Source organism: Brevundimonas sp. (assembly GCF_003248455.1).
Lineage (GTDB): Bacteria > Pseudomonadota > Alphaproteobacteria > Caulobacterales > Caulobacteraceae > Brevundimonas.
In genome coordinates, this window is the sequence record NZ_QFNM01000005.1 from 44,626 (window position 1) to 69,696 (window position 25,071).

At 68.2% G+C, this 25,071-nt stretch carries 27 protein-coding genes and 3 pseudogenes; 17 read left to right on the plus strand and 13 right to left on the minus strand.

The genetic code is table 11. The features are described 5' to 3' along the window. The first annotated feature begins 22 nt into the window (after positions 1–22). On the plus strand, positions 23–541 hold the full coding sequence (locus DI624_RS02915) for an Lrp/AsnC family transcriptional regulator (RefSeq protein WP_291535901.1): 519 nt from the start codon (positions 23–25) through the stop codon (positions 539–541). Beyond that, a complete protein-coding gene (locus DI624_RS02920) occupies positions 538–1,005 on the plus strand; it encodes an Lrp/AsnC family transcriptional regulator (RefSeq protein ID WP_291535902.1) in 468 nt (155 codons plus the stop codon). The genes DI624_RS02915 and DI624_RS02920 overlap by 4 nt, the downstream gene beginning before the upstream one ends. A 9-nt stretch (positions 1,006–1,014) precedes the next feature. Here the strand turns inward: DI624_RS02920 and DI624_RS02925 are convergent, their stop codons facing one another. Beyond that, the gene (locus DI624_RS02925; protein ID WP_291535903.1) at positions 1,015–1,482 is read right to left on the minus strand and encodes a nuclear transport factor 2 family protein; all 468 of its coding nucleotides are present in this window, start codon (positions 1,480–1,482) and stop codon (positions 1,015–1,017) included. 200 nt (positions 1,483–1,682) lie between these two features. Between DI624_RS02925 and DI624_RS02930 the strand changes: the two genes are divergently transcribed. After that, the gene (locus DI624_RS02930; protein ID WP_291535904.1) at positions 1,683–2,456 is read left to right on the plus strand and encodes an SDR family oxidoreductase; all 774 of its coding nucleotides are present in this window, start codon (positions 1,683–1,685) and stop codon (positions 2,454–2,456) included. 110 nt (positions 2,457–2,566) lie between these two features. Then, entirely contained in the window at positions 2,567–3,694 is a 1,128-nt protein-coding gene (locus tag DI624_RS02935) for an MFS transporter (RefSeq protein WP_291535905.1), read from the plus strand. 12 nt (positions 3,695–3,706) lie between these two features. Here DI624_RS02935 and DI624_RS02940 read toward each other — a convergent pair. Continuing rightward, positions 3,707–4,140 (minus strand): annotated as a pseudogene (locus tag DI624_RS02940) (transposase). On the opposite strand from DI624_RS02940, the pseudogene DI624_RS02945 reads away from it, so the two are divergent. Further along, positions 4,106–4,198 (plus strand): annotated as a pseudogene (locus DI624_RS02945) (hypothetical protein); the annotation flags it as partial. The pseudogenes DI624_RS02940 and DI624_RS02945 sit on opposite strands and share 35 nt — an antisense overlap. A gap of 64 nt (positions 4,199–4,262) precedes the next feature. Here DI624_RS02945 and DI624_RS02950 read toward each other — a convergent pair. After that, a protein-coding gene (locus tag DI624_RS02950) for an IS5 family transposase (protein ID WP_291535906.1) occupies positions 4,263–5,020 on the minus strand; the annotation gives its coding sequence in 2 pieces (ribosomal slippage) (positions 4,263–4,696 and positions 4,696–5,020; 759 coding nt in all). Between the two features lie 177 nt (positions 5,021–5,197). On the opposite strand from DI624_RS02950, the gene DI624_RS02955 reads away from it, so the two are divergent. Continuing rightward, positions 5,198–5,752, plus strand: a complete 555-nt coding sequence (locus tag DI624_RS02955; RefSeq protein WP_291535907.1) for a hypothetical protein — start codon at positions 5,198–5,200, stop codon at positions 5,750–5,752. A gap of 3 nt (positions 5,753–5,755) precedes the next feature. Here the strand turns inward: DI624_RS02955 and tgt are convergent, their stop codons facing one another. The 3 genes from tgt to DI624_RS02970 form a co-directional block, all read right to left on the minus strand. Then, complete coding sequence (gene tgt / locus DI624_RS02960) at positions 5,756–6,874, minus strand: tRNA guanosine(34) transglycosylase Tgt (protein ID WP_291536051.1); 1,119 nt, start codon at positions 6,872–6,874, stop codon at positions 5,756–5,758. Next, positions 6,871–7,344 carry a hypothetical protein gene (locus tag DI624_RS02965; protein WP_291535908.1) on the minus strand — a complete coding sequence of 158 codons (474 nt, stop codon included), beginning with the start codon at positions 7,342–7,344 and terminating at the stop codon, positions 6,871–6,873. Before DI624_RS02965 ends, tgt begins: the two co-directional genes overlap by 4 nt. 67 nt (positions 7,345–7,411) lie before the next feature. Further along, positions 7,412–8,170: a methyltransferase gene (locus tag DI624_RS02970; RefSeq protein ID WP_291535909.1), complete on the minus strand. Its 759-nt coding sequence runs from the start codon at positions 8,168–8,170 to the stop codon at positions 7,412–7,414. Positions 8,171–8,290: 120 nt separating this feature from the next. On the opposite strand from DI624_RS02970, the gene DI624_RS02975 reads away from it, so the two are divergent. Both DI624_RS02975 and DI624_RS02980 read left to right on the plus strand, forming a co-directional pair. Beyond that, complete coding sequence (locus DI624_RS02975) at positions 8,291–9,307, plus strand: polyprenyl synthetase family protein (RefSeq protein ID WP_291535910.1); 1,017 nt, start codon at positions 8,291–8,293, stop codon at positions 9,305–9,307. Between the two features lie 2 nt (positions 9,308–9,309). After that, complete coding sequence (locus DI624_RS02980; RefSeq protein ID WP_291535911.1) at positions 9,310–9,945, plus strand: squalene/phytoene synthase family protein; 636 nt, start codon at positions 9,310–9,312, stop codon at positions 9,943–9,945. Here DI624_RS02980 and trmFO read toward each other — a convergent pair. Further along, complete coding sequence (trmFO, locus tag DI624_RS02985; protein ID WP_291535912.1) at positions 9,942–11,336, minus strand: methylenetetrahydrofolate--tRNA-(uracil(54)-C(5))-methyltransferase (FADH(2)-oxidizing) TrmFO; 1,395 nt, start codon at positions 11,334–11,336, stop codon at positions 9,942–9,944. The two genes, DI624_RS02980 and trmFO, sit on opposite strands and share 4 nt — an antisense overlap. Before the next feature lie 129 nt (positions 11,337–11,465). On the opposite strand from trmFO, the gene DI624_RS02990 reads away from it, so the two are divergent. Further along, entirely contained in the window at positions 11,466–12,173 is a 708-nt protein-coding gene (locus DI624_RS02990; RefSeq protein ID WP_291535913.1) for a hypothetical protein, read from the plus strand. Between the two features lie 74 nt (positions 12,174–12,247). Continuing rightward, the gene (locus tag DI624_RS02995; protein ID WP_291535914.1) at positions 12,248–12,817 is read left to right on the plus strand and encodes a hypothetical protein; all 570 of its coding nucleotides are present in this window, start codon (positions 12,248–12,250) and stop codon (positions 12,815–12,817) included. Here DI624_RS02995 and DI624_RS03000 read toward each other — a convergent pair. Together DI624_RS03000 and DI624_RS03005 are read right to left on the minus strand one after the other, a co-directional pair. Beyond that, entirely contained in the window at positions 12,804–13,460 is a 657-nt protein-coding gene (locus tag DI624_RS03000) for a 3-oxoacid CoA-transferase subunit B (RefSeq protein WP_291535915.1), read from the minus strand. The two genes, DI624_RS02995 and DI624_RS03000, sit on opposite strands and share 14 nt — an antisense overlap. Positions 13,461–13,462: 2 nt before the next feature. Continuing rightward, positions 13,463–14,167 carry a CoA transferase subunit A gene (locus DI624_RS03005; RefSeq protein ID WP_291535916.1) on the minus strand — a complete coding sequence of 235 codons (705 nt, stop codon included), beginning with the start codon at positions 14,165–14,167 and terminating at the stop codon, positions 13,463–13,465. Positions 14,168–14,373: 206 nt separating this feature from the next. Here DI624_RS03005 and DI624_RS03010 point away from each other — a divergent pair, with 206 nt between their 5' ends. The 4 genes from DI624_RS03010 to DI624_RS03025 all read left to right on the plus strand — a co-directional run bounded on the left by DI624_RS03010 (position 14,374) and on the right by DI624_RS03025 (position 19,063). Continuing rightward, entirely contained in the window at positions 14,374–15,624 is a 1,251-nt protein-coding gene (locus DI624_RS03010; RefSeq protein WP_291535917.1) for an oligosaccharide flippase family protein, read from the plus strand. A gap of 78 nt (positions 15,625–15,702) precedes the next feature. Beyond that, positions 15,703–16,620 (plus strand): glycosyltransferase family 2 protein, encoded by a 918-nt coding sequence (locus DI624_RS03015; protein WP_291535918.1) that lies wholly within the window; start codon positions 15,703–15,705, stop codon positions 16,618–16,620. Next, positions 16,605–17,840, plus strand: a complete 1,236-nt coding sequence (locus DI624_RS03020) for an O-antigen ligase (RefSeq protein ID WP_291535919.1) — start codon at positions 16,605–16,607, stop codon at positions 17,838–17,840. The genes DI624_RS03015 and DI624_RS03020 overlap by 16 nt, the downstream gene beginning before the upstream one ends. Next, positions 17,837–19,063 carry a glycosyltransferase gene (locus tag DI624_RS03025; RefSeq protein WP_291535920.1) on the plus strand — a complete coding sequence of 409 codons (1,227 nt, stop codon included), beginning with the start codon at positions 17,837–17,839 and terminating at the stop codon, positions 19,061–19,063. Before DI624_RS03020 ends, DI624_RS03025 begins: the two co-directional genes overlap by 4 nt. Here DI624_RS03025 and DI624_RS03030 read toward each other — a convergent pair. The 3 genes from DI624_RS03030 to DI624_RS03040 form a co-directional block, all read right to left on the minus strand. Continuing rightward, positions 18,994–20,046: a glycosyltransferase family 1 protein gene (locus DI624_RS03030; protein ID WP_291535921.1), complete on the minus strand. Its 1,053-nt coding sequence runs from the start codon at positions 20,044–20,046 to the stop codon at positions 18,994–18,996. The genes DI624_RS03025 and DI624_RS03030 overlap by 70 nt on opposite strands. Continuing rightward, positions 20,039–21,136 (minus strand): glycosyltransferase, encoded by a 1,098-nt coding sequence (locus DI624_RS03035; RefSeq protein ID WP_291535923.1) that lies wholly within the window; start codon positions 21,134–21,136, stop codon positions 20,039–20,041. Before DI624_RS03035 ends, DI624_RS03030 begins: the two co-directional genes overlap by 8 nt. A gap of 72 nt (positions 21,137–21,208) precedes the next feature. Next, entirely contained in the window at positions 21,209–21,670 is a 462-nt protein-coding gene (locus DI624_RS03040; RefSeq protein WP_291535924.1) for a peptidylprolyl isomerase, read from the minus strand. Positions 21,671–21,741: 71 nt separating this feature from the next. Between DI624_RS03040 and DI624_RS03045 the strand changes: the two genes are divergently transcribed. Further along, positions 21,742–22,467, plus strand: a complete 726-nt coding sequence (locus DI624_RS03045) for an RlmE family RNA methyltransferase (protein ID WP_291535925.1) — start codon at positions 21,742–21,744, stop codon at positions 22,465–22,467. Between the two features lie 3 nt (positions 22,468–22,470). Here DI624_RS03045 and DI624_RS03050 read toward each other — a convergent pair whose 3' ends face one another. Beyond that, a complete protein-coding gene (locus DI624_RS03050; protein WP_291535926.1) occupies positions 22,471–23,277 on the minus strand; it encodes a DUF2061 domain-containing protein in 807 nt (268 codons plus the stop codon). Between DI624_RS03050 and guaB the strand changes: the two are divergent. Further along, a pseudogene (gene guaB, locus DI624_RS03055) lies at positions 23,174–24,531 on the plus strand (IMP dehydrogenase). The gene DI624_RS03050 and the pseudogene guaB overlap by 104 nt on opposite strands. Positions 24,532–24,668: 137 nt before the next feature. Beyond that, entirely contained in the window at positions 24,669–25,070 is a 402-nt protein-coding gene (locus DI624_RS03060) for an MAPEG family protein (protein WP_291535927.1), read from the plus strand. Position 25,071: the final 1 nt, after the last annotated feature.

The window sequence follows — 25,071 nt, forward strand, 5'->3', positions numbered from 1 at the left end:
TTCAGTCGCCGTGGAGTAGTAGATGGCGGATTCCAATGCCGCGCCGCGCCGGTCGCGGGGACGAAAAAGCGATGGCGAAGCCGGCGACCAACTCGTGCTGGACGAGATCGACGAGCGCATCATCGCCGTGCTCCGTCGAAACAGCCGGGCGTCCTACAGCGAAGTGGCCCGGACCATCGGGGCCAACGAGGCGACCGTTCGATCCCGTACGCGTCGCCTGGAGGACGAGCGAGTCCTGCGCCTGATCGCCCTTCGCGACCTGCGGGCCATGGGTTTCGAGGCGTTGGCCGCCGTCGGCGTCGAGGTGAAAGGCCGTTCGGCCCTGGATGTCGGACAGGACCTGGCCCGGCACGAGCAGATCACCACGGTCAATGTCACCGTCGGCTTCTATGACTTGGAAATCCAGGTGATCGCCCGCGACCTGAAGGAACTGGAGACCATGCTCACGACGGTCGTCGCCAAAACGCCCGGCGTAGCGCGGGTGTATCCGGCCCTGGCGCTGAACGTGCTGAAATACAATCCCGAATGGGCGCCGCTATGAGCGCCTCGGCTCTGGATGATCTCGACCGCGCGCTGATCGAACGCCTTACCCTGGATGTTCGAGTCAGCAACCGCGAGATCGGCCGGGAAATGAACCTGACCGAAGGCGCCATCCGCGCCCGGCTGAAGCGCCTGTTCGACGATGAGGTGATCCGGGTCGTGGCTGTGACCAACGCCAATCGGCTGCGCAATCCGTTCCTGGCCTATCTATGGATCGAGGCCGAGACTTCCGCGGACATCCAGCACTTGGCCGCCGCCCTGGCGGAGCTTCCAGAGATCGGCTTCGTCTCCACCACCCTGGGCCGCGCGGACATTCTGGCCATGACCCTAGTTGAGAACGGCCGAGACCTGACGGACTACCTGCACCAAACGATCGACAAGATCCCCGGCGTGCGCCGCGTTCGCTACAGCCTCGGCCAGACCTTCATCAAGCACGACCTCAAATACTGCATCCTGACCCCGTGATGCGGCGTGTCAGCCGGGGCTCCATGCGCCGGTCATTCCCTCCGCGCCCATCTGGCCGTCCACGACCGAGCGAGGCTGATGGCGGCTGTAGGCTATCCGCCACCCATCGGCCGTGCGGACGTAACGGTCGTGGTAGATGCCGGCGATCGTTCTGTAGGCGCCCACGGCAGGATTGAAGGTCGAGAAACCCAAATTCCAGACGCCCTCGGCGTTGTCGCCGTCGATGACGCGAATTTCGGCGTTGTGGCCCTGGTGGACATCCACCACCGGGGTCCCGACCGCGATGGACGTGAAGATCTCGATGAGACCGTCGAGACCGAACTGGCCCAATGGCGGGTAATCCAGCTCGGCGTCTTCGGTGAAGCAGGCCCTTATGGCGGCGACGTCCTTGGCGTCGCAGGCGTTCCAGTAGCGCGCCTTCAGGCGACGGATGTCGCTTTCGGCTTCGAGTTTCGCGATGCGGGCTTCGATGGACATGGTTTCCTCCATTATTATCCCGCGCGATTTGCGTGGTTGCTTGCCCTTAAATATCGTGCAAACTGCAGTGACAAGGCTGCTGCGCAGATGAAATGCGTAAAAACAGGCCCGCCGAAGCCTTGCTTCGGAGGATGGAAACGTTTCAAAGGCGCCGCTTCAGGTCCGATGGGCTGTCGGAGGGGCCGATAAGGGTTCGGAATATGGCCGATGCGGACTTTCCCGCCGGCGCGGCGCTGATCTTTGGCGGCAGCGGCGGCATCGGCCAGGGCGTCGCGGCCTGTTTCGCCCGCGCTGGAACGGGCGTGGCGATCTGCTACCGCTCCAAGAAGGAGCGGGCTGAAGCTCTGGCCGCTTCGTTCGAAGACCAGGGTGTCAAGGCCACCGCCCACAGGGTGGACGTCACGGCCGAGGACCAGGTCCGCGAAACCCTGGCGCAGGCGGTCGAGGCGCACGGCCGGATCCACACCGTGGTCTGGGGCGCCGGACCCGTCGTCGATCAGGTTCTGCTGGCCGAGACCACCCAGGCGCAATGGCGGCTTGCCCTGGAGACCGAGACCTTCGGCTTCTTCAACGCCGTCCAGGCGACCCTGCCGCATTTCCGCGAGGCCGGCGGCGGCTCCTTCGTCCACCTCGGCTCCGCCGGCGACCAGTACTGGCCCCAGCGCGACGGCCTGTCGGTGGCGCCCAAGGCCGTCAATGAAGCCCTGGTGCGCGGCATCGCCAAGGAGGAGGGCCGGCACGAGATCCGCGCCAACAGCGTCCTGGTCGGCGTCATCGAGGCCGGCATGTTCCTGGAACTGCTGGAGCGAGGCGCCTTCGATGCGCAATGGGTGGAGGCCACCCACCGCATGCTGGCGCTCAAACGCTGGGGCAGGCCCGAGGATATCGGCGAGGCGGCCGTGTTCCTGGCCTCGGCCAAGGCCAACTACATCACCGGCCAGCAGATTTCCGTCTCCGGCGGTTTCGGCGTCTGACGCCCCGACATCTCATCCGCCTGATGCAGAAGGACATCCTCGCCATGACCGCCACCCATGATCTTCCAAGGGACCCGCCCCGGGGCGGACCGGGGATATTGGCCCTGTGCATGCTGATCCCGGCCCTCATCGCCATGATCGTGCTGGCGATTGCGCCCGGCCTTCTGGATCTGGCCAGAGTCTTCGGCACGAGCCAGGCCCAGCTTATCCAGACCCTGCCCATGCTGCTCATGATCGTGGGCGCCGGGTGCGCCGGGCTGATCGCCGAACGTCTGGGCCGACGCACGACACTGATCCTGTTCATGATAGCCTATGCGCTGGGCGGGGGCGTCGGCTATGTCGTGGATACGCTGGCGCCGATGCTGGTCGGCCGCGCGATTCTCGGCTTCTCGGCGGGCGTGCTGATGACGACGGCCTACGGCCTGGTCGGCGAGTACTATGAGGGCCAGGCGCGCGAGCGCATCCTAGGGTTCATGTCCATGACCGGGTCGCTGGCGGCGGTCCTCATGCTGGCCCTGGGCGGTCAGTTGGTCGAGGCTTTCGGCTGGCGGGCGCCCTTCCTCCTGTATCTCATCAGCGCGGTCCTGATTCCGCTCGCGATCGGCGTCGGCGGGCGGACGGCGGTCAAACGGCGGGAGCAAGGGCCGAGCTGGGGGCCCGTCTTCGCGATCTGGCCGATCTATGTGCTGCTCACCGCATATACGATCGGCGTGTTCATGATGGCGATCCAGGGTGCTTTCCTGCTGGAATCGCACGGGGTGACGGCGTCGTCGACCATCGGAACGCTGCTGGCCGTGTCGTCGCTTTTCGGTGCGCTGGGCGGCTTCTGCTACGGCTTCATGCGCCGCTGGCTCGACTTTGGCGGCATGTTCGTATGGATTTCCGCAACTATGGGCGGGGGATTGGTGCTGGCGGTCTGGGCGCCGAACAACGCCTGGTTTGTCCTGGCATCCTTCGTGACCGGTTTGGGCATGGGCGTGGTCGAGGCCACCATCGCCTCCGAGATTATCAAGCGCGTGCCTGAGCCATCGCATGATCGCGCGCTTGGACTGAATGTCGTCGCCATGTTCCTGGGACCCTTCCTCAACCCCTGGGTCGTCGCGCCGCTCGTCGCCCTCGGCGGGATCGGATTTGCGGTTTCGCTGATCGGCGGAGCCTATCTGGTCGCCGGCGGAGGATTCTTGTTAGTTGGAATCCGTCGTTCCCAGCGGCGAGCGGCCGCGCCGGAGTTGCGCTAGAGCATTCGGCGCTCAAGTTGGCGCATAGCCGTCGTGTCGGAAGTCGTTTGCGCATTCTTGAGGCGTGAAGGTCTTGAGGACATCGGCGATGCGGTCCCACAGGGCGGTCATGGTCGCCTCGGCGGCGGCTCTCAACAAGGCCTTGAGCTTTCCGAAGGCCATTTCGATGGGATTCAGGTCGGCGAGCAGGGTGGCAGGAAGCGCAGGGTTGCGCCGTGCTTTCGGATAAGGTCGCGGACCTGATCGCCCTTATGAGCGGGAGGGTTGTCCATGACGACGATGTCTCCGGGTTTGAGCGTCGGGCCCAACCCCTGATCGACATAGATCAGGAAGGCCTCCCGGTTCATCGGTCCGTCGAGCATGAAGGGCGCGCTCAGGCCGTCGCAGCGCAGCCCGCCGGTAAATGTGGTCGTCGATGTCGCCGGCCTCGTGCGCGGCGCGTCCAAGGGCGAGGGGCTGGGCAACCAGTTCCTGGCCAATATCCGCGACTGTGACCCCGTGGCCGCCCGTCTCGGCTTTCAGCGCCACCCGCCGCACCGCCGAGGCCGCGCTGACCTAGGCTCAGGACTCATAGCCAGAAGAGCACGGTTGCGGCGAGGGCTATGGCGGACAGGAAGACGGTCGGGCAACGATCGTAGCGGGTGGCGACCCGTTGCCAGTCCTTCAGCCTGCCGAACATGATTTTGATCCGGTTTCGCCGCTTGTAGCGGCGCTTGTCGTAACGGATGGGTTCAGTACGGGTTTTGTGGCCAGGGATGCAGGGCGTGATCCCCCTGGCCTGTAGAGCGTCCCTGAACCCGTCCGCATCATAGCCCCGGTCTCCCAGCAGGCACTGGGCGCGGGGCAGGCTGTCCAGCAGGGCGGCGGCGCCGGTGTAGTCGCTGACCTGACCTGCCGTCATGAACAGGCTGATGGGCCTTCCGTTCGCATCGGTCACGGCGTGAAGCTTGGTGTTCATGCCGCCCTTGGTGCGTCCGATCAGCCGCCCCAGGCCCCCTTTTTCACCCGCAGGCTCGAGGCCGTGCGGTGCGCCTTCAGATAGGTCGCGTCGATCATGACAGTCCGACGCTCGGTCTGAGCGCCGGACAGGCCCTCCATCATCCGAACGAAGACACCGGCTTCACTCCACCGCTTCCAGCGATTGTAGAGCGTTTTATGCGGCCCATAGGCCGCCGGTGCATCCCGCCAGCGCAGACCGTTGCGGTTGACGAAGATGATCCCGCTCAACACCCGGCGATCGTCCACCCTGGGCTTGCCGTGGCTCTTGGGAAAATAGGGCTCCAGCCGAGCCATCTGCTCGTCTGTCAGCCAATACAGGTCACTCATATCCAGATTCCTCAGGAGCCTGAATCAGATCGCGCGCCTCACATCAATGGGTCCTGAGCTTAGTGGCAGAGGCTGTGAATCACGCCTATTGAAACCCGACACGCTTCGGCGGGCTTCTGCTGTCTGGGACGACACGCGGCCTTTGGCGCCCGTCGCAGGGCATGGTCTAAGGATCGGATGAGAACCGTTGTTTGCGTGATGTTGGCGGTCGGCGGCCTGGCGGGCGGTCTGGCCGGGTGCAACGCCGGGCGTTCGGCCGTGGGCGGGGCCGAACAGGTCGGTGCGGGGTTCGCGGCGGCGGCGACCGCGCCGCTGGAGGATTTCAACCTGCGCCGCCAGATCATTCCGACTGTCCTGCTTCAGGCCCAGGCCAATCCCTACGACCTGCGCAACCTGAACCGATGCTCCACCATCGGCGCAGAGGTCGCCCGGCTGGACGAGGCCCTGGGACCGGACACCGACGAGCCGCCGCGTCAGGACGGCTCCTATCTCAGCGAGCGCGCGGCCGATGCGGCGGCCAAGGCGACGCTGGACGCCATACGCGACACCGCCACGGACTTCATCCCCGGCCGCAGCTGGATTCGCCGCCTGAGCGGGGCCGACCAGCATTCCAAGCACGTCCAGTCCGCCATCCAGGCCGGCCGGATTCGCCGCGCCTTCCTGAAGGGCATGGGGATGCAGCGAAACTGTACGCCTCCGGCGGCCCCCAGCTGGTTCCGGCCGCACCGATAGGCGTCAGCCGTTCGACGTGTGCCGGGCGTGGAAGTCGCGGCGGAACCGCTCGAATCGGCCTTCCGAAATCGCCGCCCGCATGGCCGCCGTCAGCGCCTGATAGAAGGCGATGTTGTGCCAGCTCAGCAGCACCTTGCCGAGGATTTCGTCCGCCCGGATCAGGTGGTGCAGATAGGCCTTCGAATAGCCGGACGAGGCCGGGCATCGGCTCGTCTCATCGAGCGGGTCCTGATCCTCTGCGAAGCGCGCGTTCTTCAGGTTCAGCGGCCCGTCCCAGGTCCAGGCCTGGCCGTGGCGGCCGGCCCGCGTCGGGAGGACGCAGTCGAACATGTCCACCCCGCGCCACACCGCCTCGACCAGATCGACCGGCTTGCCCACCCCCATCAGATAGCGGGGACGGTCGGCGGGCAGGAATTCGGGGGCGTAGTCCAGCACCTCGCACATGGCCTGGTGGCCTTCGCCCACGGCCAGGCCGCCGATGGCGTAGCCGTCGAAGCCGATTTCCTGAAGCTGTTCCGACGACTGGCGGCGCAGATCCTCGAAGGTCGAGCCCTGCTGGATGCCGAACAGGGCCTGGGCTTCGCGCGCGCCGAACCGGGCCTTGGAGCGGGCGCCCCAGCGGATGGAAAGCTCCATCGCCTTTCTCGCGGCGTCCCTCTCGGCCGGATAGGCCACGCACTGGTCCAACTGCATGGAGATGTCGGCGCCGATGCGGTCGGCCTGGATCTCGATGGACCGTTCCGGCGTCAGGACATGTTTGGAGCCGTCGATATGGGAGGAGAAGGTGACGGCCTCTTCCTTCACCTTGGAGATGCCGGCCAGGGACATGACCTGGAAGCCGCCGCTGTCGGTCAGGATCGGCTTGTCCCAGCCCATGAATTGGTGGAGCCCGCCCAGGCGCTCCATCCGCTCGGGGCCGGGGCGCAGCATCAGGTGATAGGTGTTGCCCAGGATGATGTCGGCGCCGGTCGCCGCGACCTGGTCGACCGTCAGGGCCTTGACCGTGGCGGCGGTGCCGACGGGCATGAAGGCGGGGGTGCGGATTTCGCCGCGCGCGGTCTTCAGCACGCCGGCGCGGGCGCGGCCTTCAACAGCGGTGATCTGGTAGGGGAAGGGCATCAGGCGATCAGTCGTTCAAGCAGTTCGACCCGCGCCAGATCCTTGGGGCGGCCGAACAGGCGGTAAAGGGCGATGTGGTCCCGGATGTCGGGCACGAAGAGGGGCGTGTCCTCGACGAAGACCTGGCGGCGCGAAGAGAAGGCCGCCTCGGCCCAGTCGCCGCCGTCGCGCACCTCCAGCCCGGCCATGACCTCGATCAGGATCGGTTGGTCCGGCGCCCGGCCGAACACGGCCGAGCGGAACAGGCCCTCGCCCGGATCGGGCTCCACATGGCCGCCTAGCGCCGCCAGCAGGGCGCGGGCGTCGCGCGGCGCGCACAGCACGTCGACGTCGGGCACATGGAGGTCGGTCAGGCCGTAGAGCGCCATGGCCGCCCCGCCGAAGATCCACCACGGCGACTTCAGATCGCGCGCGGCCTCGCCGACGGCGATCAGGCCGTCCTTGAGGTCGTCGGGCAGATGGTCGGCGGACACTGTTCGGGGCTCGTTTGTTGTCGGGGAGGCGGCATTTAGGGCGTCTGGCGGCGAATGACCACCCGGCTCACCACTCCAGCGCCGCCTCGCCGCGCAGAATGGCCTCGGCCTGGGCGCTGTGCTTGCCGCCCTCGCGGTCGTGCAGAACCAAGGGGGGCAACAGGCGCAGCGGCGCCCGGCCGCTCTTGACCGCATGGACCAGAACCCGCTTGGCCGGTTCGTCCGCGAAAGGATGAACGGGCCTGACGGCGAAGGACCCCGCCTTGTCGCCCAGCAAGGCCAGCAGGTCCGCCAGCCGGTCCGCCCGGTGGATCACGACGATCCGCCCCCCTTCGCGCACGGCCTTCAGCAGAAAGCCGGTCCAGGCCCGCAACCCGTCGTCGGCCATCCAGGCGCCCCGCTTGCCCTCGGACGGGGCGCGAAGCGCCTTGGCGTCGTCGAAGAAGGGCGGGTTCGACACCGCCCAGTCCGCAGGCGCCCTGCCCAGCGCGCGAAAGCCCGCCGCGACATCGCCCTGTCGGATCGTGGCCGTCGCCTCCATGCCGTTCAGCGCTGCGTTCTCCATCGCCAGGGCCGCCATGGCCGGATCGCGCTCGATCCCCGTCAGGACGACCCCCGGCCGCCGCGCCGCGATCTGCATCAGCACGGCGCCCGCGCCGCATCCGGCCTCGATCACCGTCTGGCCCGGCGAGGCGTCGACGGCCGCCGCCAGCAGGGCCGCATCCATGCCGGCGCGATAGCCGCGCGCGGGCTGGCGCAGCCGCACCCGTCCGTTCAGCAGCCCGTTCTCCACGATCTGCGGCGGCGTCGTTTCGACCGCGTCCAAGCCTCAATCTCCTTGACCCTCAAGGGGGTGAACATCATTGTGCGCCGCAGTGCGCCGGGGCAAGCCGAACCGGCCGCCAAACCTTCGACGCGGTTCGCCGCGCCAGTGAAAGAGTATCTCTTGGAAGTCGCTCTCGCCGCCGCTCCCCGCCCCAAGGGGGACGTCAACGCCCTTGTCCGGCTGGCCGAGGGCGACATGGCCGCCGTGGACGCCCTGATCCTGGACCGGATGCAGTCGGACGTGCCGATCATTCCGAAGCTGGCCGAACATCTGGTGTCGGCGGGCGGCAAACGGCTACGTCCGCTGCTGACCGTCGCCGCCGCCCGGGCCGCAGGCGCGACCGGCGACATCGCCTCGCCCAAGAAGCTGGCCGCGGCGGTCGAGTTCATCCACACCGCCACCCTGCTGCACGACGACATCGTCGATGCGTCCGAACTGCGCCGGGGCAAGGTCGCCGCCCATCTGATCTGGGGCGCGCCGACCAGCGTCCTGGTCGGCGACTTTTTGTTCGCGCGCGCCTTCGAACTGATGGTCGAGACCGATTCGATGCGGGCGCTGGGCATCCTCGCCGAGGCGTCGCGCGTGATCTCGGAAGGCGAGGTGTTGCAACTGACCCGCGCCCACGACCTGAACCTGGACCAGGCGACCTATCTGCAGATCATCTCGGCCAAGACCGCCGAACTGTTCGCCGCCGCCGCCGAGGCGGGCGCGGTCGGGGCCGGCGCCTCGGCCGAGGCGGTCAAGGCGCTGCGCGACTATGGCATGGCGCTGGGCGTCGCCTTCCAGTTGGCCGACGACGCCCTGGATTATGGCGCGACGGCCGAAGCCCTGGGCAAGAACGCCGGCGACGACTTCAACGAGGGCAAGGCCACCCTGCCGCTGCTGCTGGCCGTCGCCCGGACACGGGGCCGCGAGGACGCCTTCTGGGAGCGGACCGTGACCAGGGGCGAGCGCACGCCCGACGACTTCGCCCGCGCCCGTGAACTGGTGGTCGGCTCCGGCGCCATCGGCGCGACCCTGGACCTGGCGGGCGATTACGCCGACGCCGCGAAGACCGCTCTGGCGGTTCTGCCCGCTTCCGACTGGCGCGCGGCGCTGGAGGATTTGGCCGATTTCGCGGTGTCGCGCGCGGCCTGACCGTGACCGAGGCTGCGTCCCCGCTGGAAGCCCAGGTTCGCGGGGCCGACCTGGATCGCTGGCTGTCCAGCCGCCTGGTCTCGGATCCGCAGGCGCGCGCCGATCTGATCGCCCTCTACGCCTTCGAGGCCGAACTGATGGCCATTCCGACGCGCGTCACCCAGCCCCTGCTGGCCGAGATGCGTTACACCTGGTGGGCGGAACAGATGGACGGGGTCTTCGCGGGCGTCCCCCGCAAGGGTCATCCGGTGCTGGAGGTCCTGACCGACCTGGTCGCGCGCCACGCCTTGGACCGTGCCCCCTTCGACGCCCTGATCGAGGCGCATATCGGTCGCGTCCACGGCGAGGCTCACGACCTGGACGCCTTCTACGTTGGTCCGATGCAGGCGGCGGTGCAAGTGTTGGCCGGGCCGGGCCATGCGGACAGGGTGATCGAGGCCGGTCGGATGCGAGCCCTGGGCCAGGTCGGACGTGTGGAAGAGGCGAAGGCGGCGCGATCGGGCGCAAACGCCGCCCTGAAGGGACTTCCGATTTCCGCCTTTCCCGCCGTGGCCTCGGCAACCCTGATCCGTCAGGACGAGCCCGAGCCGCTCAAACGCCTGCGCCTGCTATGGGCGACGCTGCGGGGGCGGGTCTAGCCGGCGTCCCGCCACACCTTCAGGCTCTCCATCGCCCGCAGGCTCATCAGCCGCTTCTTGGCCCGGCCGCGTTCCTTGGGGTGGATGCGTTTGCCGTCTTCGTCGATCTTGGGCGCCTCCAAAGGGGGCAAGAGGCCGTAGTTGATGTTCATCGGCTGGAACTTGGAGCCTTCCAGGTGTCCGCCGGTGATGTGTTCGACCAGCGCGCCCATGGCGGTCTCGGGCGGCGGGGCCGACAGATCGCGCCCCAGCGCCTGAGCCGCAGCCAGGCGGCCGGTCAGCAGACCCATGGACGCGCTCTCGACATAGCCTTCGACGCCCGTCACCTGACCGGCGAAGCGCAGGCGCGGCATGGCCTTCAGCCGCAACTGCTTGTCCAGCAACTTCGGACTGTTCAAAAAGGTGTTGCGGTGCAGACCGCCCAGGCGCGCGAACTGGGCGTTCTGCAAGCCGGGGATCATGCGGAAGGTCTCCGCCTGCGCCCCGTGCTTCAGCTTGGTCTGGAAGCCGACCAGGTTGAACAGCGTGCCCAGCGCATTGTCCTGGCGCAGTTGCACGACAGCGTAGGGCTTGACCGTCGGGTCGCGCGGATTTGTGAGGCCGACGGGCTTCATCGGGCCGTGCCGCAGGGTTTCGCGGCCCCGCTCGGCCATCACCTCGATGGGCAGGCAGCCGTCGAAATAGGGGACGTTTTCCCAGTCCTTGAACTCGGCCTTGGGGCCGTCCAGCAGGGCGTCGATGAAGGCGTCGTACTGGGCCTTGTCCATCGGGCAGTTGACGTAGGCGGCGGCGTCTCCGCCCGGCCCCTCCTTGTCGTAGCGCGACTGACGCCAGGCGATGTCGAAGTCGATCGAGTCGGCGTGGACGATGGGGGCGATGGCGTCGAAGAAGCTGAGGCTTTCCTCGCCGGTCGCCTTCAGCACGGCCTCGGCCAGGGCGGGCGACGTCAGGGGGCCGGTGGCGACGATGACGTTGTCCCAGTCTTCCGGCGGCAGGCCGGCGATCTCCTCGCGGACGATCCTGACCAGCGGATGGGCTTCCAGCCTGGCCGTGACCGCCTGGGAAAAACCCTCCCGATCCACAGCCAGGGCGCCGCCGGCCGGCACCTGATGGGCGTCGCCGCAGGCCATGATGATCGAATCCAGCGCCCGCATCTCGGCGTGCAGCAGGCCCACGGCATTGTATTCCCAGTCGTCCGACCGGAAGGAGTTGGAACAGACCAGTTCGGCCAGGCCGTCCGTGTGGTGGGCGTCGGTCTTTACGCCTGGCGCGCCGCGCATCTCGTGCAGGACGACGGGTACGCCGGCCTGGGCGATCTGCCAGGCGGCCTCTGAGCCGGCCAGGCCGCCGCCGATGACATGGACGGGCGGGGAAGAGGAGGAAACAGTCATCGCGGCCTTCTAGCCACTGGCTGGCGCCGTGTCATGGTGCGCGGCTATATCGGACGATCGTATTGGGGGAGAGATGCACGGACTGAGGCTGGGGGAGACGCTGACGGCGGCGGGGCGGACCTTGCCCGGATGTGGCGGGGCGCCTGGGGCGCGATCCTGCTGGCGGCCGTGGTCTGGAGCGCGCGGCCCTTGGCGGTAGACGCGGCCGGGTTGATCTGGGCTATGTTGGCCTTGGCCGCGACGCTGGCGCTGGCCGGGGCGCTGGGACGGATCGCCATCACCGACGACCTGACACAGGCGCGCGGGTTGGGCCTGGGGCCGGTCGGGCTTCAGTTCGGACGGCCAGAACTGCTGCTGCTGGGGGCGGGCCTGCTGTGCGCGGTCTTCATGGCCATGATCCTGTCGGTCGTCGCCCTGGCGCTGCTGGCCGTCTTCGGCATGGCCGAACTGAACGCCCAGGCCATCGAACTGCGTCAGTGGAGCGCGGTCGGGCCGGCGTGGAAGCTGATCCTGCTGGCGGTCGTCACGGCCTTCGCCCTGTTCGCCGTCGTGGCCTTCAGCGTGCGGCTGTCCTTGTTCGCCCCGGCGACCTTGGGGCGCGGTCATATGGTGTCGCTGCACAGCATGGCCATCGCACGCGGCGCCTTCTGGCCTCTGCTGATCGGCCTGACCGTGACGGCGGCGCCGAAGATCGCCCTGGTGTTGCTGTGCGGCGCGGGGCTGCTGTCGGGAACGGTGGGCTGGGTGATCTCCGCGATCGTGCTGACGGGCCTTCAGGCGCCGCTGACGATGGCCTTTGTCGGCGGCGCCTATCGTAGGATGGACGTTCAAGACTGATCCTGGGGCCGCTTCTTCAACCCTTGACGGATCGGCAGGGATAAAGGCTAGCTGTAGCGCAACTGGAGATCGTCATGCTGTTTGCCGCCCTGATGGCTGGGATTCTTCTGCAGGACGCGCCGCTGGCGTATCCGCCAACCCCTCAACAGTTCGAAGGCCGGCGGTCCGGCTTTGTTCAAGGCACACTGAACGTCGCCGCAGGCGAGCGGGCGACCCTGCGGCGGAATGCGAATGGAACTTACGACCTGATTCAGGTGGACCGCATTGAGGTTCGCGATGTCCTGCCGCCTGCGGAAGGGTCGCGCGAGCCGCTGAACGAGGCGGCGCCTGGAACGATCCGGTTCGGACTGCACGCGCGCCGGGATGTGGGGTCGCTGTTGAAGGTCGAAAACAGCCAGGGCGAGGGGCTGAAGTATTCCGGTTTCATCGTGAGGTATGTAGGCGGACAGGCGCGCGGACCTGCCGAAACCTCGGTCTGCACGGTCCCCTCCGGGATGACGAGCTACGAGCATTGGAACGAGCCCGTCATTCAGATTGTGGTCGGCGGCCTGCAGACTTCGGCTGACACCGTGCCGACGTGCCCGCCTCATGTCGAGGGTTCATCAGGCACGCCGTCATCGTCGCCGACGGTCAGGCCGTCTTGAGATTCTCCGAAACCGTGTAGGCCGCCTCTGTCTTGGCCGCGACCTCGTCCAGGGCGACGCCGTCGGCCAGTTCAATCAGCTCCAGGCCGGCGCCGTCGGGCTTGACGTCGAAGGTGGCCAGGTCGGTGATGATGCGGCTGACCACGCCGGTGCCGGTCAGGGGCAGGGTGCAGGCTTTCAGCACCTTGGACTGGCCGTGCTTGTTGGCGTGTTCCATGACCACGACGACGCGCTTGACGCCCGCGACCAGGTCCATGGCGCCGCCCATGCCCTTGACCAGCTTGCCGGGGATCATCCAGTTGGCGATGTCGCCGTTCTGGGCCACTTCCATCGCGCCCAGGATCGACAGATTGATGTGGCCGCCGCGGATCATGGCGAAGCTGTCGGCGCTGCTGAAATAGCTGCTCTCGGGGATTTCGGTGATCGTCTGCTTTCCGGCGTTGATCAGGTCGGGATCTTCCTCGCCCTCATAGGGGAAGGGGCCCATGCCCAGCATGCCGTTCTCGGACTGAAGCGTGACGGTCATGCCTTCGGGGATGTAGTTGGCCACCAGGGTCGGAATGCCGATGCCCAGGTTCACGTAGAAACCGTCCTGAAGCTCTTGGGCGGCGCGTTCGGCCAGTTGTTCGCGATTACGAGCCATTATCACGCAGTCTCCCGCTTGCGGACGGTGCGCTGTTCGATGCGCTTTTCGGATACGGTCTGGACGATGCGATCCACGTAAATCCCCGGCGTGTGGATGTGGTCGGGATCGAGCGATCCGACGGGCACGATCTCTTCGACCTCCACCACCGTCACCTTGCCCGCCGTGGCCATCATCGGGTTGAAGTTGCGGGCCGTCTTGCGGAAGATAAGATTGCCGCGCTCGTCGCCCTTCCACGCCTTGACGATGGCCAGGTCCGCGACCAGGCTGGTCTCCATGATGTAGCGGCGGCCGTCGAACGTGCGCTCTTCCTTGCCCTCGGCGACCAGGGTGCCGACGCCGGTGGCGGTGAAGAAGGCGGGCATGCCCGCGCCGCCCGCGCGGATGCGCTCGGCCAGGGTGCCCTGGGGGTTGAACTCCAGCTCCAGCTCGCCGGCCAGGTACTGGCGCTCGAACTCCTTGTTCTCGCCGACGTAGGACGAGATCATCTTGGCGATCTGACGCGTCTCCAGCAGCTGGCCCAGCCCGAAGCCGTCCACGCCCGCGTTGTTGGAGATGACGGTGAGACCCTTGACGCCGCTGTCGCGCAGAGCGGCGATCAGGTTCTCGGGAATGCCGCACAGGCCGAAGCCGCCGGACATGATCGTCATGCCGTCGAAGATCAGCCCCTCAAGCGCGGACCCGACGTCAGCGTAGATCTTTCCCATCGCTCTCCCTTTTCACCGTCTGATGAATATTGCGGCGTCGTCCCGCTCATAGTCGTCCCAAGACCTAGAAGGCAAGTCCGGTCCGGGCAATCGCCTTGCGCGCCGCAGGTTCGCGGCTTCGCGCCTTGCCGTTGCGCATGGTGCGTGTGTAACGTCCCGCCCAGGTTGAGATGCGGGGGCGGCGAGTGGGGGATGATCGGCGGCGATTGCTGTCTGCGCCGGGCGTGGCCGCCGTCGGCTGGCTGTACGCGGCCCATGCCGCCCGCTACGCCGCGCCCCTGGTGCTCTATCCTGTTCTGACGCGCCGGCTGGGGGTCGACGGCTTCGGCGCCTATGCGGCCGGCCTTTCGCTGGCGGTGGCCGTCTCTGTGGTCGCGGATTACGGTCTGTCGGTTTCCGGGCCGCGCGACATCGCAGCGAACGTCTCGGCCAGGTCCGCCGTCGTCGGCCTGGCGGCGACCTCGCGGGCCTTGTTGGCCCTGCCCGCCATCGCGGTGGGGCTGGGCCTGTCGGTCATCACACCCGTTCTGCAGGGCCAGACGACGGTCACGGCGATGGCGATACTGCTGGGCCTGGGGCAGGGCGCGGGCCTGCTATGGTATTTTCAGGGGATCGGACGACCGGCCCCGCTGGCGATGCTGGAAGTCGGCCTCGTGCTGGCGGCGGCGGTCGCGATCGTGGCTTCGCCAGGGCTGGAGGTAGCCGGGGTCCTGGGGTGGCAGGCGGCGGGCGTCTGGGCCGGCGTGTTCGCAGGCGTGATCCTGCTTGGCCGAAATCAGCGGGTCCAGTGGCCGTCCCAGACATCTCAGGTCGGCGCCTTGAAGCAGGGGGCGCCCCTGTTGGTCAGCCGCGCGGTGATCGTCGCCTATACAGGGGCGGCGGTGCTGACGGTCGCCGCCCTGGCGGGACCGGCGCAGGCCGCGCTGTACGGCGCTGCGGATCGGCTGGTCGCCGCGGCCGGCTCGTCGATGCGGCCGCTGGCTGGCGTGATCGCGCCGAGAATCGCCGGACTTCTGGTTCATGACCCGGCCGCCGCCTTCCGCACCGCCCGCTGGACGCTGGCGAGCGCCTTCGTCGCGGCTGTCGCGGTCGCTGCGGTCATGGCGATCGGGGCGCCGACCATGGTGCGCGCCCTGTTCGGCCCGGCCTTCGCGGACGCCAAGGGGGTCTTGCGCCTGCTGGCCGCCATCCTGCCTCTCGTGGCGGTCAGCCAGGTTCTGGGACTGCATCTGATGACGTCGCTGCGCATGGACGGCCGGTTCGCCCTGATGACGGGCGCGGGATGCGCCGCGACCCTTTGCGCGGCCTGGATGCTGGCCCCCAGGTTCGGGGCCGTGGGCATGGCCTGGGCGCGGATCGTCGGCGAGGCGGCCGTCGTCCTGATCTGCCTCGTCAGCCTGAGAGGGCGTTGGGTTTCGCTGTTTCCGCCACGGAGCCGCCATGTCGCGGCGATGTGATGGATTGGTCGTCGGCGCAGGCTTCACCGGCGCCGTGGTCGCGGAAAGGCCGACGCCGGCCGAGCCGCGGTTCGCGGCATGAGGGCGCCCGTCGTCTTCGCCGTGGTCGTCACGTGGAACCGGCGCGCCCTGCTGGAACAGTGCCTGGCCCATCTGATGGCCCAGACGCGGCCGTGCGACGGCCTGATCGTGGTCGACAACGCCAGCGACGACGGCACCGCAGACATGCTTGCCGACGCCTGGGCGGGACGGGCGACAGTGGTGCGAATGGCGACCAACACCGGGGGCGCAGGCGGCTTCAACGCCGGGATCCGCGCCGCCGTCCAGGCTGGCGCTGAACGGCTGTGGCTGATGGACGACGACGTGCTGGCCGCGCTCGATGCGTTGCAGACCCTGCTAGCGGCCGAAGACGGGCTGGCGTCGGAGGGCGTGACGTCCGCCTTTCTGTGCTCCAGCGTCCGTTCGCCGGACGGCCATCTGACCAATACGCCCGAGATCGACCGGCGCGAGAACGTCCTGGGCTATCCCGACTGGGGGGAGCGGCTAGACCGGGGGCTGATCCCGGTGCGCCAGGCGACCTTCGTCTCCCTGATGGTCAGTCGGTCGGCGGTGGCGCGGCACGGCCTGCCGCTGGCGCCGATGTTCGTCTGGGGCGACGATACGGAGTATACGCTGCGGCTTTCGCGGCAGGCGCCGGGGCATCTGGTCGCCGCCAGCCGTGTCGTGCATGTCCGCGCGACGCCCGGCCGTCTGAGCATCGAGACCGAGACGGATCCGGGACGCGAGCGGCTGCATCGCTATCTGACCCGCAACGTCATCCTGGCCAAACGGCGTCACGAGGGGAAGGGACCAGCGGCGCGTTATGCCCTGTCGCGATTGCGGATGGCGGTCGGCCTGGCCTTGAAGGGGCGGTGGCGCCAGGCCGGGGTGCTGGTCGCCGGCGTTATGGACGGGGCGCGGTTCAGCCCCGAGGTCGAGCCTTGTCCGACGTCGTGACGGCGAGGCCGCGCGGCGGGCGGCGCGGGCTGCATCTCGGCCGTCTCTATGGCCGGTCGGCGGTCGTGTTGCTGGGGCTGGGCGTGACCCTGCCGCTGTTCCTGACGCCGGGACGCCTCAGCGGTCCGCGCCTGGGCGATCTGGCCCTGGCGATCGCCGTGCCGATGATCGTCGTGGAATGGCGGCGGACGAGAGCAGCGTTTCGCCTTGTCGGCGCGGCGGCGGCCTTTTTCCTCACGGCAAGTCTGCTGGCGCAACAGTCGCGCGCAGGCGCGGATTTCGACGCTGGGGACGCCGTCTTCTGGTTTCGCTGGATCGCCGCGAGCCTGGTCGCGGCGTCTGTCGGCGACTTGCTGGCGCGCGACGAAAGGGCCAGGCGTCTGTTCTTCGCAGCCGTCCTGTTCGGATCGGCCGTCCATCTGGCGACTTCCGCCCTGTCCGTGTTGATCGGGCGCGAGGCCTTGCAGGCGGCGGGGCTGGCCTCGCCGCGCGCCATGGTCACGACGGTCGCGGCCCAGGTGCGGATCACGACCCTGGCCGAACATCCGAACGCCGCCATGGCCATGATCGGCCTGGCGGTTCCGGCCGGCGTCGCCCTGGCGCGGGGACGATGGTCTCGGCGTGTCACGACCTGGACCGGCGTCGGCCTGGCCCTGCTGGGCTTTGTCGGAACCCTGTCCCGCGCCGGCCTGATGGCGGCAGGCCTGGCCTGGCTGGCGCGGATCGTGGTGGGCTGGCGATGGCGTGAGCGGTTCGACACGCCCGGCGCCCTGTTGGCGCTTTGCGTCGTCGTCGCCGGCGTCCTGATGCTCCAGATCGGCGGCGAATCCGATATCGAGCGCCTGGCCGCGCGTTTCGACTGGGCGGCCGCGGCGGACAATCTGGCGGGACGGATGGAGACCTGGCGGCGCACCCTTGCGCTGATTGCGGATCAGCCCCTGGGCGAAGGCTGGACCACCGCCCAGGACATGGGGGCTCATCGCGCCCAGTCTGTCAGCCACAACGGCTATCTGTTCACGGCCCGGACCGCGGGGCTGGCGGCGGCGACGGTCCTGCTTGTCCTGCATCTTATATCGGCCGCGCGGATGGACGTTTTCACGCCGCTTTCGGTCTATCTGCTCGTGGCGATGGGCAGCGAGGATCTGGCCCAGGGCGCCGGGTTCGTCTTCCTGTCCTGCCTGATCGCGACCTTGGCCTGGCGCAGGCCGACGCCGCCATGAGGGTGCTGATCGTCAACACCCTCTATCCCCCGGCCGATGTCGGAGGGGCGGAACGCAGCGTGGCGCAACTGGCCGAGGGGTTGGCTGGGGCCGGGGTCGCGACGACGGTCTTGACCCTGACGGGGGGCGCAGCCCCCGTCGAGCGGGCGGCGAACGGCGTTGTCGTCCATCGGCTGCCGTTGAGGAACCTCTATTGGCCCTACGACGGCCGGCGGCGCTCGGCCTTGCAACGCGCCGTCTGGCACGGGCTGGAGACGGCCAATCCGCTGATGGACCACATGGCGGATCGGGTGGTGGCGCAGGTCAGGCCCGATCTGATCCACCTGCATCTGACGACCGGCTTTTCCCTTTCGGTCTATCGGGCGGCGCGGCGGCGCGACCTGCCGCTGGTCCAGACGCTGCGCGACTGGTCGATGATGTGCGCGCGGGCGTCGATGTTTCGCCAGGGGCGCCGGTGCCTGCGTCGGTGCGCCGCCTGCGTTCTGCTGACGGCCGGCAAGCGGGCGCGGTCGCAGGTGGTGGAGCATGTGATCGGCCTGAGCCAGCCGTTGCTGGAAGCGCATCGCCGCTCGGGCTATTTCCGCGACAGCGCGGCGTCGATCGTAGGAAACGCCTCTGCGCCGACGCGGCAGCGGCCACGGCCGCCTATGTCGCAGGAGCCGGCGCTGACGTTCGGTTTTATCGGCCGGATCGAGCCGGAAAAGGGGATCGAAACCCTGCTGCGGGCGACCGTCCGTCTGGCCGGGGACTGGCGGCTCAGGATCGCGGGGCGCGGCGATCCGGCCTATGTCGCGCGTCTCCAGGCGGCGTTCCCCGATCCGCGCATCGTCTGGCTGGGCCAGGTTGCGCCCGGCGACTTCTGGCCGACGGCGGATGTGCTGGTTGCGCCCGCCTCGTGGGTGGAGCCGTTCGGCCGCGCGGTTGCGGAGGCGGTTCAGCATGGCCGAGGCTTGATCGCTTCGCGCATCGGCGGCCTGCCGGATGCGTCCCGGGGCGCGGGCACCGCAGCTCTGATCGAACCGGGCGACGACGCGGCTTTGGCGCAGGCGATGCAGGCGGCGATAGCGGACCCGGAACGGTGGCGGTTCGCCGCGCCCCAGCGGCCGGCCTGGACCCAGGCCGGCGTGATGGCGGCCCATCTGGATATCTACGATCAGATACTGGCCAACAGGTCGTCGAGAATCCTGGCCGACCGCGACCAGCGATATTCGGCGGCGCGCTGAATCCCCGCCGCGCGCCGCGCCGGATCGGCGCCGGCCATGACTCTCCGCATTCGGTCCGCCAGGGCCGCGTCGTCGGTCGGGTCGAAATAGAGGGCGGCGTCGCAGCACACCTCGCGCGTCGCTGCGATGTCGGAGGCGATCACGGGGCAGCCCTGGGCCATGGCCTCGAGAGGCGGAAGGCCGAATCCTTCGTACAGGCTGGGAAAAATCAGGCTCCCGGCGTGCCGCAACAGGGCGGCGACCTCGGCGTCGGTGCGGCGGCCGGCGAGAAGGACGCGCGGGTCGTCGGCCAGGCTCGCCGTTTTAGCAACCTGGCCCAGGCGGGCTCCGACCACCACCAGCCTGAGGTCCGGGTCGGTAATTCGGGCCAGGGCGCGGACGGCCACGGCGAGGTTCTTGTTCGGCGTCTGATTGCCGACGGCCACGAAATACGGACGCCGCGACAGGTCCAATTCGGTCAGGACGGCCGCGTCGGGAACAACGTCGTGCACATGTTCGGCGCCGTTCGGGGCCACGGCGATGACTTCGGGCGGCAGGTTCAGCGCCTTCGCCAGTTCTCCCTGCGAGAAGCGCGAGACCGTGGCCAGGCGCGCGCGTCTGGCCAGTCGCCGACCCAGGAGCCGATGGCCCACGCCGTAGGCTGGCCAAAAAAGTTCGGGATGCCGAAAGACGGCGGCGTCATGGATGACCGCCAACTGCCGCGAATGACCGACCGGCCCGGCTCCGCACAGCGACAGGAGGCGACCGCCTCTCGCCGCGCGGGCCAGGTGCGTCTGTTCCCACAGATGACCGCCGACGCCGGGCAGCACACGGACCGGAATGAGGGTGGCGGGCAGGGCGGCGCCCCTCGGAACGGCCAGCACATAGCGTCGCTCGGCGTCGGGCAGGCGGCTCAGCGCGCGGACGATCTCATGGGCGTAGCGTTGCACGCCGCTGAGGGGCCGGGTCAGGAAGCGGCCGTTGATCAGGATCGGCTCAACCATCCGGTCGACGCCTCCGAAAGGCCTGGCGATAGACCTCTAGGGTCTGGGCCGCCATCTCCGCCGCCGACGGCGTCGCGGGCGGCGCGCCGAGCCGTGGCGGACGACGCAGCGCCGCCAGCATCGCCTCGGCCAGCCGTTCGGGCGCGACATCCGCCGCCACGCGGTCGAGGCGTGCGCCGGACGCCAGCAGCCGGTCCGTGCCCCCGACGTCGGTCGTCACGATGGGCAGGCCCAGGGCCGCCGCTTCGATAAGGGCGTAGGCGTCCGCCTCGTAACGGCTGGTCATCACGAAGAGGTCGAAACCGGCCATCAGGCGACGGGCGTCCGCCTCTCCGATCGACCGCACCGCCTCGCCGCCGGTTTCAGCAACCGCCGCCGCCAGCGGTCCGCCCCCGATCACGACGCCCAGGACGCGGGGATCGCCCTGTCGCGCCAGCCGAACGGCCCGGGCGAACCGCATCGGGTCCTTCTGCGGGCTCAGCCGGCCGACGAAGCCCACGATCAGGGCGCTGTCGGGGACGTCCATGAGCTGACGCGCGACGGCCCGATCGCGGTGCGGGGCGCGGGCCAGACCGTTCGGCACGATATGCAGCCGATCTTTCGGCAAGCCCCAGCGACGGGCTACGGCGGCTTCCTCAGTCGAGACGGCGACGACCGCATCGGTCCGCGCCCGCGCCAGACCGAATTCCACCACGCCGGCCGCGGTCTTCGCAAGTCCGGCGGCGCCCATCATCGCCAGGGCGTGGGGCGTGTAGACCCGCGCGGCGCCCGGCGCATGGGCCAGCCGCGCAAGGGCGCCGGCCTTGGCGCTGTGGCCGTGCAGGATTTCGAAAGGCCCCAGGCGGGCGATCAGCTTGTTCAACGCCCGAAGCGCGGCGAAATCCCACAGGCCGATCTCGCGGCGAAGCGGCAGACGTTCCAGAGCGGCCAGGGGCAAGGCCGCCGCCTCGGTCTCGAAACGGGGTTCGGCGCGAAGCGGCGAATAGACCAAGGCGACCTGATGGCCGGCGTCGATCAGCGCCTCGGACAGGTCGACGACATGGCGTCCCGAACCGCCGCCCGACGGCTCGATGACCTGAAGAATACGCACGCCTGCCGTCCCCCGACGATGGTCCCGCTCCGCAACTGCCAGCCATCGTCGGAAAACGTCAAGATTGTGATCCTAGTTGACGGTCGCCTTGACGATCTTGCCGGGGTTGCGCGGCGGCTCCCCCTTGGGCAGGGCGTCCACGTGTTCCATGCCGGATTCGACCTGGCCCCACACGGTATACTGGCGATCCAGGAAGGTGGCGTCGTCGAAGACGATGAAGAACTGCGAATTGGCGCTGTTCGGGTCCGAGGTGCGGGCCATGGAGCAGACGCCGCGCACGTGCGGCTCGGCCGAGAACTCCTGCTTCAGGTTGGGCTTGTTGGAACCGGAAGTCCCGGTGCCGGTGGGATCGCCGCCCTGAGCCATGAAGCCGGGGATGACGCGGTGGAAGACGACGCCGTCGTAAAAGCCTTCCTGGGCCAATTCGGTGATGCGTTCGACGTGGCCGGGGGCCAGGTCGGGGCGCAGCTTGATGACCACGTCGCGGGCTTCGCCGTCGCCGGTGTCCAGGGTGAAGGTCAGGGTGTCGGCCATTTCGGTCGTCCTCTCGGGTTGATTTGAGGCGGGACATAGCCCGCAACGCCGGTCGGGGCTATGTGGGAACGATGAGCGAGGACGAAAAGCCCCAGAATCAGCCGAACGGAGAACGCCGCCGCATGGTGCGCCCCCCCACCGGCGGGACCGCCGCCGGGCGCGGCATGGGCGCGAAGATGAAGACGGCGGACACCAAGTCGATGTGCAGCCAGCAGTGGATCAAGCGCCAGCTGTCCGACAAATGGTCCGAAAAGGCTCGGGCCGAGGGCTGGCGCTCGCGCGCCGCCTTCAAGTTGATCGAGATCGACGACAAGTTCCGCCTGATCAAGCGTGGGAGCAAGGTCATCGACCTGGGCGCGGCGCCGGGCGGCTGGATACAGGTCGCGCTGGATCGCGGCGCCGGCGCGGTTGCTGGCGTGGACCTGTTGATGATCGAACCGATTCCCGGCGCGACCCTGCTTCAGGCGGACTTCACCCATCCGGGCGTGGACCAGCAGCTGATCGACGCCATCGGCGGACGGCCCGACCTGGTGCTGTCGGACATGGCGCACAACACGGTGGGCCACCGCCAGACCGACCACCTGAAGATCATCGCCCTGATCGAGATCGCCGCCGACTTCGCCATCCGGACGCTGAGGCCGGGCGGGAATTTCGTGTCCAAGAACTTCCAGGGAGGGGACGCCGGCGGGGTGCTGGCGCGGCTGCGAGAAGAGTTCGAGACGGTGAAATACGTCAAGCCGGCGTCGAGCCGGAAGGACAGCGCCGAGGTCTTTCTGGTGGCGCTGAACAAGCGATGAAGCTCAGGCCGGCGCGATAGCGGCGCGCGCCCTGCGGTCCTCGATACGCAACCAAATGCGGTCGTGCAGGGTGAAAAAGACCGTTTGCACCACCGGCTCGACTATGCCGATGGCCAGGGCCGTGCGGATGTCGTGGGTCAGAGCGAAAGCGACCGATACAGCGACGGTAAAATGCATCGCGCCATAGGTGACGGTCTTCAGTGCGATCTGCCGCAAGGAGCGGGGGAGCGCGTGCGAATGACCGGCGTGGTCGTGAACCCGGGCCTGCTCTTCGGGCGACATGACGTCAAGGCGCGCTGCGACCGCCTCGGTCGCCTCCTCCAGCCCGGACGCCCTGCGGCGACGTTCGATCCGGTGCCAGACTCGGTCGTGGATCGAATAGGCGATGGTCTGGAAGATCGGCTCGACCACGCCCACCGCCAGGGCGACGCGCCAATCGCGGGTGATGGCGAATGCCGTCAGGATGGCGACGACCAGATGCATGACGCCGTAGCTGGCGATCTTCAACGCCAGTTTGCGCGCGGTGCTGAGGATGACGCCGACCATGAACGGAGAATGGGAAACGGCCGCGACGGTTGCAAAGCAATAAATTCTATCGGCGCGATAGGCGCGGCCCTTGCCCCGCACCCCCGCATCCCGGTATACGCGGCCCGCAAAACGGAGACTCCCTATGGAGATACGCGAAGGACTGACCTTCGACGATGTTTTGCTCGAACCCGGCCCGTCCGAGTTCATGCCGGCGATGGTCGATGTCTCGACCCAGCTGACGCGCGACATCAAACTGAACATCCCGCTGCTGTCGTCCGCCATGACCGGAACATGACCATCGAGGAGCAGGCCGACGAGGTCCGCGCCGTCAAACGCTATGAAAGCGGGATGGTGGTCAATCCGGTGACGGTCGGCCCGCAGACGACGCTGGGCGAGGTGCGCGAGATCGTGGCGCGCAAGAAGATCACCGGCTTCCCGGTCGTGGATCCGGCGACAGGCAAGCTGGTCGGAATGCTGACCCACCGCGACATGCGCTTCGAGAGCGATCCGAACGTCACCGCCGCCTCGCTGATGACTACCGGCGAACTGATCACGGTGCGCGAGGGCGCCGGGCGCGACGAGGCCCGCGAACTGCTGCGCACCCGCAAGATCGAGCGGGTCATCGTGGTGGACGAGGATTACCGCGCCGTCGGCCTGATCACCATGAAGGACATCGAGAAGGCCCAGGCCTTCCCCCATGCGGCCAAGGACGAGCAGGGCCGGCTGCTGGTCGGCGCCGCCTCCACCGTCGGCGACGCGGGCTATGAACGGGCCATGGCCCTGGCGGATGCGGGCGTGGACGTGGTGGTGATCGACACCGCCCACGGCCATTCGGCCTCGGTCGCGGCCGTGGTCGAGCGGATCAAGCGCGAAAGCAACCGCCTGCAGGTCATCGCCGGCAATGTCGCCACCTATGACGCCACCCGCGCCCTGATCGACGCGGGCGCCGATGCGGTCAAGGTCGGCATCGGTCCGGGCAGCATCTGCACCACCCGGATCGTCGCGGGCGTGGGCGTGCCGCAACTGACGGCCGTGATGGACGCAGCGCGGGCCGCGCGGGACACTGGCGTTTCGGTCATCGCCGACGGCGGCATCAAATATTCGGGCGACCTGGCCAAGGCCATCGCGGCCGGAGCGAACGTGGCCATGATGGGCTCTATGTTCGCGGGCACCGACGAAAGCCCCGGCGAGGTCTTCCTGTACCAGGGCCGCAGCTACAAGTCGTATCGCGGCATGGGGTCGGTCGGGGCGATGGCGCGCGGATCGGCCGACCGCTACTTCCAGAAGGAGGTTTCGTCCGAAAAGCTGGTGCCCGAGGGCATCGAAGGCCAGACGCCGTACAAGGGGCCGATCAGCCCGGTTCTACACCAGCTGGTCGGCGGCCTTCGCGCATCGATGGGCTATGTCGGGGCCGGAACCATCCCGGAATTCCAGGAACGCGCCCGCTTCGTTCGCATCACCGGCGCTGGCCTGCGCGAGAGCCATGTCCATGACGTCATGATCACGCGCGAGGCGCCGAATTATCGGCAGGGGTAGTTTCGTTTTCCCGTCATCCTCGCCCCTGTGGCGAGGATCCAGACTCCCGGTGTTCGACGGCTGGTCCCAGGCGTCAGGCGGCTGTGTTTCTGGATCCTAGGCACAAGGCCTAGGATGACGCATCGAAGGATCAGGCCATGACGACCGAACTGACCTATCTGTCCCTGACGCTGATCCTGGCGCTGGTGCAGGTCTTTCTGCCCGCCGGGGCGCGAACGGCCGAGTTTGGCCTGAGGTGGAATGCGGGGGCGCGCGACCAAACGCGCGTTTCGACCCGGCCGTTGACCGGGCGCCTCGAACGCGCCCAGGCCAATCTCTACGAGACCCTGCCGCTGTTCATAGGCGCGGTGCTCATCGCCCATTCAGTCGGCGCGGACGGCCGCCTGACCCTGTGGGGGACGGCCCTCTATTTCTGGGCGCGCGTCGCCTATGTTCCGCTTTACGCCTTTGGCGTTCCCTATGTCCGGTCGCTGGTCTGGGTGGTCTCGCTTGCGGGACTGATCATGGTCCTGGCGTCCCTGTTTCTTCTGAAAGCCTAGA